The sequence below is a fragment of the Aliidiomarina soli genome, assembly GCF_003986975.1.
Lineage (GTDB): Bacteria > Pseudomonadota > Gammaproteobacteria > Enterobacterales > Alteromonadaceae > Aliidiomarina > Aliidiomarina soli.
Map to the genome: position 1 here is coordinate 131578 of NZ_PIPO01000005.1, position 12084 is coordinate 143661.

The following is a 12084-nucleotide window of genomic DNA, read 5'->3' on the forward strand; positions in this document are numbered from 1 at the left end:
CACTTAGCGCTTCCACATTGACTTCAACACCCCGTCTTGACGCAGCAGACCATGCTGCAGGGCGGCGGCAATGTGAACCACCAGCAACGCAATCAGCGCATAGGCTACCCAGCTGTGCATCTCTCGGAAAACCCCATACCAGACTAAATCTGCTGACATCAGCGGTGGCAGCGTAAAGATTCCAAATACGTCCACTGCACGGCCCGCGGCACTTTGCATCAGGTAGCCGCTGATGGGCATCGCAAACAGCGCCGCATACAACAACACATGGGACGCTTTGGCTGCAAAGACCTGCCAGCTGGGCAGATCAGAGGGTAGTTCAGGCACCCGACTGCGCAGGCGGTTGATTAAACGCAGGAGCACCGCTACCAGCGCGACCACACCAAATGCTTTGTGCAATGCTAGCACGGTCGGCTGCCAGGTCTGTAGCGACTGCACCATGGCAAGGCCGGCAAAAATCATCGACAGCACCAATGCCGCCATCCCCCAGTGAAAAATACGCATGCTTAACGGAAAGGTCGTGACTGGCTGTGTCATTGTTGTTGCTCCTTGCCTAACCAGGTTTCCCGCGCACGCCGACGATACGACTCAGCATAGGAGGCAGAACGGGCGCGCAGAATTGGGTCATTCGTCGCCTGCATACCGCGCGGCAGAATAAGTGGGTCAAAATTGAGGTTATTGCAGATTGCGGCGTCTTGCTCTAACTGGCGAATGACCAGTTGTCCGGCGGTTATCTGCTGACGAGACTCAGGCCAGGGCTGAGTCGGGTTATTTTCATCATCGTCGCTGCTGGCCAAAGTAAAGACCAAATCAAAAACTATAGTGCCGTCCTCTAACTGGTCGCGAACATCCAGCGCCAGTGCGTTGGCAGCCTGGTCGGTATCAGCATACTGGTTCTCGTCAATTTGCACAGTAGGGACAGCGGCCCAACGCACGGCCTGCTGTTCGCCTTGCTGGTTGATCAGGTAGAAGGCGTTGATGCTGTGATACTGCTCGCTGGCAAAACTGCCGCTGGGCTGGTACTGAGCACTCCAGCGGCGAAAATTCTCAGTTTCCGGGTGATTAGCAAAAAACTCGGCAATACGCTCGGGGTTACGCTGTCCGGTTTCAGGGTCGGGCATTAAGGTTTGCAGTTGAGCATAAAAGTCTTCAGGGGTACCAACCGCCATAACTGGCGGCGTATTCATCGCCGTTCGCCATTGCTGATCAGAGCCAGCATCGAAGCTGAGGGCGAGGCTACGCACGCCGGATTCCAGATCAGGTGCGCTCGGGTTGCCGCCGCCAATCGAGAAGCGGCCAATAAAGGGCGTACTGCCAGCTTCAAACAGGGTAGAGCGGGTGTGGGCAGCAAGCTCGCCAGTGGCGATGAAGTCGCCGCGCACGCACACCCCTTTGGCATGAGCACGGCGGAAGCCCAGATGCGGGTTTTCGCCTTGCTGGAAATTAACAAATTGCTGGGCCGTGACCTGGTTGTTACCAAACACACCAGCGGTATACAGGAAAGCACAGATTAAAGCGATTACTGCAAAACCTATAATCGCGACGGAGGTTACTTTGTGGCGTGGAATCATCGACATACGTTTACTCGTAGTAGTTGCACTGATTGCTTAACGTAATAAGCCATGGGCAGGATCACTGTGGCTATTATAACCTACTATCCAGCCGTTCTTTCCATTGGCGCTGCATTTCCAGAAAGGTGATCGACGCAGACCAGGTAATCAGGGTAAACCCGGTGAGTGACAAGGTACCAAAAAGAAAGCGAATACTTCCCACGGGAAGGATATCGCCGTAGCCCAGAGTGGTGAAAGTAACCGCTGATAAGTAGACCAAATCTAAAAAATTCACCTGGGAGCTATACACAATGGAGCCACTGTCAGGGAGCATCAAAATGACATGAGCGGCGGACGCGAACAGCCAGATTTGTGCAATGTGGGTCAGAATAAGCGTAAAGATAAGATACAGCATTCTGCGGTGCCGCTGCTGGGATGGGCTATCAAGGCGTTTGACCATCCAGGTCGAAACTTCGTGGTGCAGGGTAACGGCAATAATGACCGCTAGTACCGTGATACCTACGATAGCGAAATCAGTAAAGGTAAGATTCATATCCATTCTCTTTATGGCGACTAAGAAGCTGAGTACTCAGTATAAACGAAGTCGTCATTCATCTTCCCATTGCAGGCTCAAAGGTGTAGGGAGAATAGAACTGAAAACGCCGCTTCCTGAAGTGGAAGCGGCGTTTTAGCGTTGAGGGCGTTATTTGATTTCAGTAAATCGCAAATAAGGGCGCACTTCGTCCCAGCCCTGCGGGAACAGTTTAGCGGCGTCATCGTTGCTGACCGTGGGTTTAATAATAACCTTGTCACCCGGGCGCCAGTCAGCCGGGCATGCCACATTGTGCTCATCAGAAAACTGCAGCGCGTCGATAACCCGCAGAATCTCATCGAAGTTACGGCCAATCGCCATTGGGTAGGTCATGGTCAGGCGAATCTTGTGGTTTGGGTCAATAATAAAGACTGAACGTACGGTGGCGGTTTCGCTTTCACCCGGGTGGATCATGTCGTAAAGCTCGGCTACTCGCTTGCCTTTGTCGGCCACAATCGGAAATTCCAGATCGGTATTCTGGGTATCGTTGATGTCACTGATCCAGCCTAAGTGCTCATCGACGGTGTCGGTCGATAAGCCAAGAGGCAACACGCCACGCTTGGCAAATTCATTGGCCAGCTGGGAGGTGCGGCCCATTTCTGTGGTGCAGACTGGGGTGTAGTCGGCGGGGTGGCTAAAGAAAAAGACCCACTTACCCTTTGCCCAGTCGTGAAAGTCGATCTTGCCTTTAGTGGTTTCTATGTCGAAGTTGGGGGCGGTATCGCCAATACGTAAACTCATAAGGGTTACCTCGTTGATTATCTGGGGGTTGTTTATGACGGTCTCAAAGTCGCCTCACGGTTTGCATTGCAAAACTCCGTAAGGCTGCTTAATCTTTATAGTTATAACTATATTCTTTTTTAAACTATGCGAAAATGAATCTAATCGATTACCAAAGTCGCAAATACCGATTAGGTTGCTTATAGGGCTTTAGTAGCTAAGTGTAGATGACAAGTACCGGGCTGCGAGAGATAAGAATCGAATAACTTAGTACGCTCTGCTATTAGGAGGAAAGGCCGACATGAACAAATGGGACGAACGTTACGACAAGGGTGAATACCATTACGGGACTGAGCCCAATGAATTCCTGCGAGCCCAGGCTGAGCGTTTATTCGCCACCGCGAACCCACAGAAGCCAGCGCATGTGTTATGCCTTGCCGATGGTGAAGGCCGCAACAGCGTTTATCTGGCCCAGTTGGGTGCGCATGTGACAGCGGTCGATATTTCTCAGATCGGGCTGGATAAAGCTCAGCGTCTGGCTGAAGAGCGCGGCGTGACGATTCAGACTCAGCTCGCTGATCTGACCGAGTGTGAGCTTCCGGAGAACCAGTACGATGGTGTGGTCATGATTTTTTGCCACTTACCGGGTAACGCGCGACCTCGCTTGTACCAGCAGATTGAAAAGTCGCTCAAACCCGGCGGCTGGTTACTAGCTGAATGTTATACCGAAGATCAGCTGGGTCGCGGTACAGGCGGACCTCCGTCTGCCGACCTCATGCTCAGTCTGACTGAGCTGAAAGACGCCTTTAATCAGTTCCAGCTCGCTCACGGCAGCGAACTGGTGCGCCCGGTGCTGGAAGGTGAAGGCCATAGCGGCGATGGTGCCGTGTGCCAGTACATTGGCTTCAAACCACCCGCCCGCGACAGTATTTATCAGGTCTCCAGCACACGCAGCAAATCCTCGCGCAAAATCCGCTACGTCGAAAGCTCAGCCCCCGCAGTCGGCGAATGCAAATTCTGCCTCGGCTCGCTGGCGGATAAAGACGATTAATTAAACTCCGCGATGTTGGTCGCGGTTAGCTCGACGATGCGCTGGCGTGCTTCGGGGGCGAGCCAGGCGCTGTGCGGAGTGACGATCAGGTTGAGGCGCTCATTCATGGCGTCGAGTAGTGGGTTGCCGTGGCGCGGTGGTTCTTCGCTTAAGACGTCAACGGCGAGCCCGCCGATTTGACCGTTACGCAGAGCGTCGATGGCGTCCTTTTCGTTCACTATGCCACCACGGGCCGCGTTGAGCACCAGCAACGAAGGTTTGCAGCGGGCGAACCTTTGTTTGTTCAGCAGATCACGCGTAGCGTCGGTGAGCGGGCAATGAAAGGAGATTACGTCAGCCTGCGGTAGCAAATCGTCCAGGGTTGGTCGCGGATCGTCACTGCTACCCGGGCGGGCAGCTACTTCTATCTGCATACCAAAGGCTTCGGCAAGCCGGGCGACGGCCTGACCGAGTTCGCCGTGACCAACAATGACCAGGGTTTTGCCTTGCAGCTGCATCACCGGGTAGTCCATCAGACAAAACATTTTCGCCGTTTGCCATTCACCTGCAGCAACGGCACTCTGGTATTGAGGCTGATGGGTGGCCAGGCCAAGCATCATCATTAATGTGTGCTGAGCGACGCTGGCGGTGCCGTAGGCTGCAACGTTACGTACGGCAATGCCAAGCTCGTCAGCAGCGTCGAGGTCGATATTGTTGGTGCCGGTAGCGAGCACACAGATCAGTCTTAGTTTAGGAGCCTGCTGCAATAATTCCCGAGTTAGCTGCACTTTGTTGGTGATAACCACCTCAGCGTCAGCAATCCGCGCAGCGGCGTCATCGGGGGTAGTGGCTGGCCAGGTTACCAGTTCGGTTAGTTGCTGTTCCAGCGAGCTGAAATCGACATCTGTGCCCAGGCTGGCGGCATCAAGGATTACACCTTTCATAGTTTGGCTCCGTGTCATTTATACTGGGGCGTTTTTCTTTTGCAAATGCAGTGCAAATGCCGTGCAAGCAGCTTGCATAAACGCGCGCTGGCTTAGGATAACGCACATCGGCGAAGACCAGCCAGCGCTTCGTATTAGATTGAAAGTAATAAAAGTTCGATTTCATTGATACTAAACTGATCCAAATATGCTGTATTGTCCTATTACATGACGTTAATACACTTCAGGAGAATTACATGGAAATCGTTCAATTTGGTAGTGGCGACATTGAAAACACACTCGCTAACATGGACAAGAACCAACTGGATAACGTCGCATTTGGCGCGATTCAACTCGACGCTAATGGCTTAATTCAGCAGTACAACGCGGCAGAGGGTGATATCACCGGTCGTGACCCGTCTAAGGTTATCGGCAAAAGCTTCTTCCGTGACATCGCACCTTGCACCAACAGCCCTGAGTTTAAAGGACGCTTTGATGAAGGCGTTAAAAGCGGCTCACTTAACACCATGTTCGAATACACCTTCGATTATGAAATGAAGCCAACCAAAGTAAAAGTTCATATGAAAAAAGCGTTGGCCGGCGACTCATACTGGGTCTTCGTGAAACGCCTGTAAGCGGACCGCCAATGAACCAGCAGACCTTATCGAAAAACGCCGTCATTGCAGTGCTCGGCGCACTTATTGCCGATGAACTGGCGCAGCTTCGCAAGGGCGATGGTGGTTTACTGAAGGGCGCTCAATGGCAGGCTGAGACGATTATTACCCTGCCAGACCGGCGCCCTGACGATGGCAGCGCGAATGAATTACTTGAAGTGGTCGTCGACTCATTCGAGTGGATGGCCCTTGCTACGCGCGTGGTCAGTTTCTTCCAGCTGCAAAGCAGTGGTCTGGAAGACTACCTGTTGCGGGTACACACCCTCGGCGATTGGGCCGATGTGGTGCTAAAAAGCCGGGACGTTGCGGCTCGCGACATTTGCTTTACCACCTCGGGTTCCACCGGAAGCCCCAAACCTTTTATTCATAGCTGGCAGACACTGACCGCAGAAGCGCAGTTTTTCGCCGACTATGTAAAGAGTTTACCAACCAAACCAAAACGCCTGTTAAGCCTGACCCCCGCCCATCATATTTACGGGTTTTTATTCTCGGTATTGCTGCCTGAGCTACTCGACCTGCCAGTGGTTCGCGGGTTGCGCAGCTTTGCGACTGTGCACGGCGGACAGCTTGAAACGGGCGATTTGATCATTGGTTTTCCCTCTGCCTTGCAGCAAATCGAGCAACGGGTGCAGCAGTTCCCCGCTGGGGTTGCCATGGTTTGCTCCACGGGCCCATGCCCGGCACACACCATCGACAGTTTAAAAGAGCAGGGCATCGAGCGCTTTATTGAAGTGTATGGCAGCACCGATACCTCCGGCATCGGCGTGCGCAGTTCTTCCGCAATGCCATACAAGTTATTACCTCGCTGGCGCGCAGATGGTGCCGACACCTTGTTTGACCAGCAGCTAAACCGCTCGGTCAGTTTGCCGGACCGCGTCGACTGGGCCGATCATGAATACTTTCGCCCGCAGGGGCGGGTTGATGATGCGGTGTCAGTCAACGGCGTCAATGTCTTTCCGGCCCGGATTGCTGAACAGTTGGCCCGCCACCCCCAGGTGGATGACGCCAGAGTTCGCTTGCTTGCCGACGACAACAGCCGTGGTTTAAAAGCCTTGCTGGTGGTTGGCGCCGAGGTCAGTGAGTCACAGGCTACGAATTTAGTTGCCGAGGTGCATGCCTGGGCTGGTCGTCACTTGTCAGCAAACGAGCTGCCTAAACGTTACACCCTGGCCAACCAGGTGCCGGTGAATGGCCTTGGTAAAGAAATCGACTGGGACTTAATGGATAACAATTCGTGACCAAACACCTGAGCAGTAAATCCCAGAATAGTAAACCAGTGGTGATGTTCGGTGAACAGCGCTTAACCATTGAGGACGTGGTCGCTATAGCCTTTGAGCGGGCCGATGCAGTGATTAGCGAGCAAGACGAATTTGCGCAGCGAATTCACGCCGGTGAACAGTTTATTCAGCGTCTGCTGCATGACGAGGGCGCCGTTTACGGCGTAACCACAGGCTATGGCGACAGTTGCACCGTGGCGGTGCCGCAAGCGCTGACCAGCGCCTTACCAGTGAACCTGACTCGTTTTCATGGCTGTGGCTTAGGCGAGATGTTCTCGGCGACCGAAACCCGCGCCATTCTGGCGGTGCGGCTTTGCTCGCTGACCCAAGGCTATTCCGGGGTCAGCATGGAACTGCTCAAATACCTGGCGCTAATGCTCAAGCACAATATTTTGCCCTTGATCCCCCAGGAAGGCAGCGTGGGCGCCAGCGGTGACTTAACCCCACTGTCCTATGTCGCTGGCGCCTTGATCGGTGAACGCGAAGTCACCTTTCGCGGGCAGACCATGCTGGCAGCCGATGCCTTCGCGCAGCTGGGTGTCGACCCCTACCAGTTAAAGCCCAAAGAAGCCCTTGCCATTATGAACGGCACCGCGGTGATGACCGCCATTGCCTGTTTAGCCTGGCGTCGTGCAGACTACCTCAGCCGCTTGTCGACCCGGGTTACCGCGCTGGCTTGTGTTGGTGTGGCTGGTAATCCGTATCATTTTGATGAAACTTTGTTTGCGGTTAAACCCCATGCCGGGCAACAGCAGGTAGCGGCCTGGCTGCGCGAAGACTTGCTGGATACTGAAGCGTCGCGCAACACCGCACGCCTGCAGGACAGATACTCATTGCGCTGTGCGCCACATATTATTGGCGTGCTATGCGATACTCTGCCGTTTTTACAGCACACCATCGAAAATGAGCTGAATAGTGCCAACGACAACCCGATTATCGATCCGGTTGGCGAGCGTGTATTGCACGGCGGTCATTTCTACGGTGGCCATATCGCCATGGCGATGGACACCCTCAAAACGCTGGTCGCCAACCTGGCTGATTTGCATGACCGGCAAATGGCGCTGATGCTCGATGCCCGAACCAACAATGGTTTAGCCGCTAATTTGTCGGCTGCAACCGGTGCCGAGGCGAGCATTAACCATGGCTTTAAAGCGGTGCAGATTGGGTGTTCAGCCTGGGCCGCAGAAGCGTTGAAACACACCATGCCAGCGTCGGTGTTTTCCCGCTCAACTGAGTGCCATAATCAGGACAAAGTCAGCATGGGCACCATTGCCGCCCGCGATGCTATGCGCGTACTTGAGCTGACCGAGCAGGTGGTGGTAGCGACCATGCTGGCGGCCTGGCAGGCCTCTCAGTTACGCTTGCAGTTTGAGTCAGGGGTGCCGGCGAGCGAGCAGTTGCTAAACTTCATGCAGCGCATTGACGAGGATTTTGTGTTACTTGAGTCAGACCGGCGGCTTGATCATGAGCTTCGCTTCTGGTTGCAAGAGGTACGTGCAGAAGCCCTTGATTTGTATGTTGATTAACGCCTAAGCTGGGACCTAAACTAACGATAATACCAAACACAATCAGGGTATGTTTATGGCGGTTCCCACTCAGGTACTAAATTTCTGGTTCAAAGAACTCACACCCGCAGACTGGTTCAGCAAAAGCGACAGCCTGGATGCGACCATCAAAGAACGCTTCACTGAGCTGCATCAGCAAGCCTCGCGCTGTGAGCTGTCTCACTGGCGAGCCTCTGCACAGGGGCGCTTAGCGGAAGTTATTCTGCTTGATCAGTTTTCCCGCAATATGTTCCGCGATACCCCGCAGGCGTTTGCCCAGGACGCGTTAGCACTCGCGTTGGCTCAGGAAGCAGTCGCCAATGAAGCAGACCAGGCCATTCCGGCCCGTCAGCGTGCGTTTTTGTACATGCCCTATATGCACAGTGAGTCAAAGCTAATCCATGAAGAAGCGGTGCGCTTGTATAAGCAGCCGGGACTGGAAGAGAACCTTGAGTTTGAATACAAACACAAAGAAATTATCGACCGTTTTGGCCGCTATCCACACCGCAATAAGGTGCTCGGACGCGAGTCTACTGCAGAAGAAATCGAGTTTCTGCAGCAGCCCGGTTCCGGTTTTTAGCCCGGCTGGTTAGCGGGCTGGATTGGTGTCGTCGCTCTGGGCGCTCTCGTCGGCATGACCGCCTTGGGGGGCGTCACCGGCTTCAGCGCTGGTCGCCTCGTTGGCTTCGGCATTACGCAGGTAGCCAGCGGCTTGGTCGTCTTCTTTCTGCGTCAGCTTAGGGTTGTTGCTGTCGCCTTCCTGGCCGCGTGAGACCTGATTGACACGCAAAATATTCTCCGCATGTTGCAGATCCTTGGTGTTGGTGAAACCAGCGATATTTTCGCGGCCACGCAGGAAGTCACGGATCTCATCCACAATCATGTTCAGTTCGTCTTCGTTTTTATGCATCGACATCACGTAGCGTGGCATCTCAACATTGTTCTGACCGCTGGTTGCGAAGGTACTGGTAGTAATTCGTGAGCTGACAATCCATGGCGTAATAGACGATTTAACAATCACGTTTTCGCTGCGGGTGGAGTCGTGGATTGACATCCCGGTGGAAATCTTCGATTCCGAGAAAGTACCTTCAGTTTTCATGTACATCAGCAACGAGTTGAACTGAAGCTCGGCCCAGAAAACATGAGTGAAGCCTTCCAGTAAGCGGCCCATCATCGAGACCACTAAGAACGCAAACAGCATTGCCACCGTGGCGACCACCACGCCTGACGCCTGGCCAAGCCAACTGATCGCCTGAGACTCGCTCATTTGGCTCAAAGCCGGGGCGGAGGCACTGAAGAATTGATACAACTCGCTAATTTTCCCGGTTAAGAGTAGAAATAGCAGCGCGCCAGTCACAATCAGCACCTGCGCCAGGCCGGTTGAAAGCAGACGCACCAGCGAATGAACCGGTTGTGCTTCGTGCTTGGCAAAGGCTGGCTGGGTTTCAATCAGCAGCTCACCGGAGAAGTCTCCTTTGCCCTGGCTCTGTTCATTCAGCTTAGGGTCAAAGTTAATGTAGGTCCGGTTCGGAACCTCTTTGTAGCGGCGGTTCGCCAGCACGATGTTTTCAATGTTGATGAAAATCTCGTTCGGGTGCACCGACTCCTGCAGGTTTTCACGGTACTCGGCGACTTCAGTCGCGGTGTTGACCTGTTGAGCTCGTCCGTTGACCAACACCATGACCAGGCCGGTAATAATGACGGCTAAGCCAAGTAATAAGAACAGCATCGGCCAGGCGCTGAATAATTCAATGTTCTGCCCCATAAAGCTCAGCTCTGCCAGCGTCTGTGGCGAGTTGGTCTGCAAGTAGTGGTAGCCAAGACCAATCAGCACCGGAAAGATAATCGAGAAGGCAATGATCTTGGCAACGCTGGCCGCGTTTGCGCTCTGCAGCTGTTTGACCCGGTCCAGCTTGACGTTAATCGCCGCGTTGCGCCAGGTAGAAACCAGGTAAATAAGCAGCAATACCGAGAACGCAGGCAGAATAATATGCCCGGCGGTTCCGGCTAAGCCAGTGGTGGCAACAAAATAGGTTAAGCCAAAGGCGACGAAGGCAATAAGCGTGGTCACCACTGCCGATGCCACCTGCTGAACCACATTGCGGATCGGGTAGGGCATGAAAACCAGGCGTGGAAACACCGAGTGAACCAGGCGTCCCATCCAGCCTTCAGGTTCGCTGAAGGTCGAGTTCTTGCGCCCCATCAGCATCGACTCAAGCGAACTCGCGGTGTACGCCAGCGAGCCTTGTTTGGCTTCAATATCGGCGTTTTCACGCTCACTCTTGGTCAGGTTCCGGGTCAGTGACGATGGCACCGAACGGCCGACGAAGAACTTGAATAACTGCATCAGGCCGCTGCCACAACGGCGTAGCCCGGTAATCAGAAGTAAGAAACCGGCCGCGGCGTAGATCCAGGCAGAAATGAGTTGTTCAGCAATTAAAGAGGTCACCTGAAGCAGCGCATAAACGCCAAGTAAGGTAATCACCAGTCCCCCGACCAGGCGAATTGCCCCTTCCTTTTTAAACGGGTTGGTTATCCCCAGGCTCTGTGAGCCGAAATCGTAAGCCATATTATTTCCCTGCTGTATGCATTGTTTTTATCTGGGGAAATGCTACCACAGCACAGGATAAGCGCACATTAAAAAAGGGAAACCAGACACGGTTTCCCTTTTTGCCGAAGTTTAGTTGCCGACCACGACGTCCAGAGTCTGTCCTTCGTCAATGGTAACGTTTTGAGCATGGACAAAGGTTAGTGCTTCCTCGACATCCGGGTCGTCGCTGCTTTCACACGTCAGACCAAGAGTGTACTGGCCAGCTTCAATAAAGCCGATAGCAAAGGGGTAGCTTGTAGCGCCGTCGAAATACACAGCGGTGCTGGCATAGGCGGAGCGCTCATCACTGTTGTCGAACATGTCCGCGGTAGCCAGGTCATGACCCGGATACAGATAAACCCCGGCAACAGCCTGCTCGTTATCGCTTGGAGCGACCGAGCAATCGTGCTCAATTAACAACATTTCGTCTAACTCGCCAGCGATGTGCCCGACCGCAGAGTCATCTACCAGACGCAGACCGCGAGGTTTAAGCAGGTAATTAGGCAGGCCCGGAGGCGCAACCAAAGCGCGGCGTAAATCAAACTCTAAGGTGTAGTTAAACGTTTGGTTTGCGGTTAAGGTCACACCGTCAAGGCGCAGTTGGTTGGATGGCACATCCAGTGCTTGTTTGCTTCCATCCGTCAGTTCGACATAACTTCCGGCACTGACAAAGTTGAGCCGTAATTGGCCATATTCGCCCGCTGGTACCTGTGCATTACTGACCAGAGAATCTGCATTCGCGCCTTGTAACGTTAATAAATCAATTCCGACAGTGCCCGGAATTACGTTGCCTGTTTCATCCAGGCAAAGATCATTGGCCGGCACCGCGGCGTCACTACTGCCGATATCGAACTCCTGTGGTGGCAGGCCGTTGCCAACCAATTCGACCCCATCGAAGCAGACCAGTACAGCATTGGCTGCATCGACTGGCGCGTCACTCACTGCAAACGAGAATGTTGCAGTGTCGTCAGTGCTTGAGCTGTCACAGGCGGTTAATGCAAGAGCAAGTGAAGCGGCAATAAGACAACGTTTTTTCATAGTAGAACCCCTTTGTATCCATCATTTATATATGTTGTAAATTGATAACGTGCTGGCGAAGGGTTTTATTCCCGCAGTCTTTGTTTTTTTAATGAGATCACTTATGTTGAACGCCCTTATGTTCATCCCTCGGATGTTAAACGCAC

Annotated in this window: 12 protein-coding genes; 5 read left to right on the top strand and 7 right to left on the bottom strand. The window is 53.5% G+C overall.

Features of this window, described 5'->3' with window-relative positions:
* Window positions 1–3 precede the first annotated feature (3 nt).
* From CWE14_RS11435 to CWE14_RS11450, 4 genes are all read right to left on the bottom strand, one after another.
* Window positions 4–537 (bottom strand): cytochrome b, encoded by a 534-nt coding sequence (locus tag CWE14_RS11435; protein WP_126799493.1) that lies wholly within the window; start codon window positions 535–537, stop codon window positions 4–6.
* Entirely contained in the window at window positions 534–1577 is a 1044-nt protein-coding gene (locus CWE14_RS11440) for a catalase family peroxidase (protein ID WP_241972395.1), read from the bottom strand. The genes CWE14_RS11435 and CWE14_RS11440 overlap by 4 nt, the downstream gene beginning before the upstream one ends.
* Window positions 1578–1644: 67 nt before the next feature.
* On the bottom strand, window positions 1645–2103 hold the full coding sequence (locus CWE14_RS11445) for an ion channel (RefSeq protein ID WP_157981815.1): 459 nt from the start codon (window positions 2101–2103) through the stop codon (window positions 1645–1647).
* 150 nt (window positions 2104–2253) lie between these two features.
* On the bottom strand, window positions 2254–2883 hold the full coding sequence (locus CWE14_RS11450; RefSeq protein ID WP_126799495.1) for a peroxiredoxin: 630 nt from the start codon (window positions 2881–2883) through the stop codon (window positions 2254–2256).
* Between the two features lie 280 nt (window positions 2884–3163).
* On the opposite strand from CWE14_RS11450, the gene CWE14_RS11455 reads away from it, so the two are divergent.
* The gene (locus CWE14_RS11455; protein ID WP_126799496.1) at window positions 3164–3913 is read left to right on the top strand and encodes an SAM-dependent methyltransferase; all 750 of its coding nucleotides are present in this window, start codon (window positions 3164–3166) and stop codon (window positions 3911–3913) included.
* On the opposite strand, the gene CWE14_RS11460 is transcribed toward CWE14_RS11455, so the two are convergent.
* Window positions 3910–4836, bottom strand: coding sequence for a D-2-hydroxyacid dehydrogenase (locus CWE14_RS11460; protein WP_126799497.1), 927 nt, complete (start codon window positions 4834–4836; stop codon window positions 3910–3912). The genes CWE14_RS11455 and CWE14_RS11460 overlap by 4 nt on opposite strands.
* Before the next feature lie 236 nt (window positions 4837–5072).
* Here CWE14_RS11460 and pyp point away from each other — a divergent pair, with 236 nt between their 5' ends.
* Genes pyp through CWE14_RS11480 form a run of 4 tightly spaced genes read left to right on the top strand, consistent with a single transcriptional unit; the run spans window position 5073 to window position 8890 of the window.
* Window positions 5073–5450: a photoactive yellow protein gene (gene pyp / locus CWE14_RS11465; protein WP_126790130.1), complete on the top strand. Its 378-nt coding sequence runs from the start codon at window positions 5073–5075 to the stop codon at window positions 5448–5450.
* 11 nt (window positions 5451–5461) lie between these two features.
* The gene (locus tag CWE14_RS11470) at window positions 5462–6727 is read left to right on the top strand and encodes an AMP-binding protein (protein WP_126799498.1); all 1266 of its coding nucleotides are present in this window, start codon (window positions 5462–5464) and stop codon (window positions 6725–6727) included.
* Window positions 6728–6771: 44 nt separating this feature from the next.
* Window positions 6772–8292 carry an HAL/PAL/TAL family ammonia-lyase gene (locus CWE14_RS11475; RefSeq protein WP_126799674.1) on the top strand — a complete coding sequence of 507 codons (1521 nt, stop codon included), beginning with the start codon at window positions 6772–6774 and terminating at the stop codon, window positions 8290–8292.
* A 55-nt stretch (window positions 8293–8347) separates the two neighbouring features.
* Window positions 8348–8890 (top strand): DUF924 family protein, encoded by a 543-nt coding sequence (locus CWE14_RS11480; RefSeq protein ID WP_126799499.1) that lies wholly within the window; start codon window positions 8348–8350, stop codon window positions 8888–8890.
* A gap of 9 nt (window positions 8891–8899) precedes the next feature.
* Here the strand turns inward: CWE14_RS11480 and CWE14_RS11485 are convergent, their stop codons facing one another.
* Together CWE14_RS11485 and CWE14_RS11490 are read right to left on the bottom strand one after the other, a co-directional pair.
* Window positions 8900–10879: a hypothetical protein gene (locus CWE14_RS11485; RefSeq protein WP_241972396.1), complete on the bottom strand. Its 1980-nt coding sequence runs from the start codon at window positions 10877–10879 to the stop codon at window positions 8900–8902.
* Between the two features lie 111 nt (window positions 10880–10990).
* Complete coding sequence (locus tag CWE14_RS11490; RefSeq protein WP_126799500.1) at window positions 10991–11938, bottom strand: DUF4382 domain-containing protein; 948 nt, start codon at window positions 11936–11938, stop codon at window positions 10991–10993.
* Between the last annotated feature and the right edge of the window lie 146 nt (window positions 11939–12084).

What these genes read in the sequence shown, in the direction of transcription:
- CWE14_RS11455 (WP_126799496.1), top strand. Translation starts at nt 3,164, where the DNA reads ATGAACAAATGGGACGAACGTTACGACAAGGGTGAATACCATTACGGG.
- CWE14_RS11450 (WP_126799495.1), bottom strand. Translation starts at nt 2,883, where the DNA reads ATGAGTTTACGTATTGGCGATACCGCCCCCAACTTCGACATAGAAACC.
- CWE14_RS11490 (WP_126799500.1), bottom strand. Translation starts at nt 11,938, where the DNA reads ATGAAAAAACGTTGTCTTATTGCCGCTTCACTTGCTCTTGCATTAACC.
- CWE14_RS11445 (WP_157981815.1), bottom strand. Translation starts at nt 2,103, where the DNA reads ATGAATCTTACCTTTACTGATTTCGCTATCGTAGGTATCACGGTACTA.
- CWE14_RS11470 (WP_126799498.1), top strand. Translation starts at nt 5,462, where the DNA reads ATGAACCAGCAGACCTTATCGAAAAACGCCGTCATTGCAGTGCTCGGC.
- CWE14_RS11485 (WP_241972396.1), bottom strand. Translation starts at nt 10,879, where the DNA reads ATGGCTTACGATTTCGGCTCACAGAGCCTGGGGATAACCAACCCGTTT.
- pyp (WP_126790130.1), top strand. Translation starts at nt 5,073, where the DNA reads ATGGAAATCGTTCAATTTGGTAGTGGCGACATTGAAAACACACTCGCT.
- CWE14_RS11480 (WP_126799499.1), top strand. Translation starts at nt 8,348, where the DNA reads ATGGCGGTTCCCACTCAGGTACTAAATTTCTGGTTCAAAGAACTCACA.
- CWE14_RS11440 (WP_241972395.1), bottom strand. Translation starts at nt 1,577, where the DNA reads ATGTCGATGATTCCACGCCACAAAGTAACCTCCGTCGCGATTATAGGT.
- CWE14_RS11460 (WP_126799497.1), bottom strand. Translation starts at nt 4,836, where the DNA reads ATGAAAGGTGTAATCCTTGATGCCGCCAGCCTGGGCACAGATGTCGAT.
- CWE14_RS11475 (WP_126799674.1), top strand. Translation starts at nt 6,772, where the DNA reads ATGTTCGGTGAACAGCGCTTAACCATTGAGGACGTGGTCGCTATAGCC.
- CWE14_RS11435 (WP_126799493.1), bottom strand. Translation starts at nt 537, where the DNA reads ATGACACAGCCAGTCACGACCTTTCCGTTAAGCATGCGTATTTTTCAC.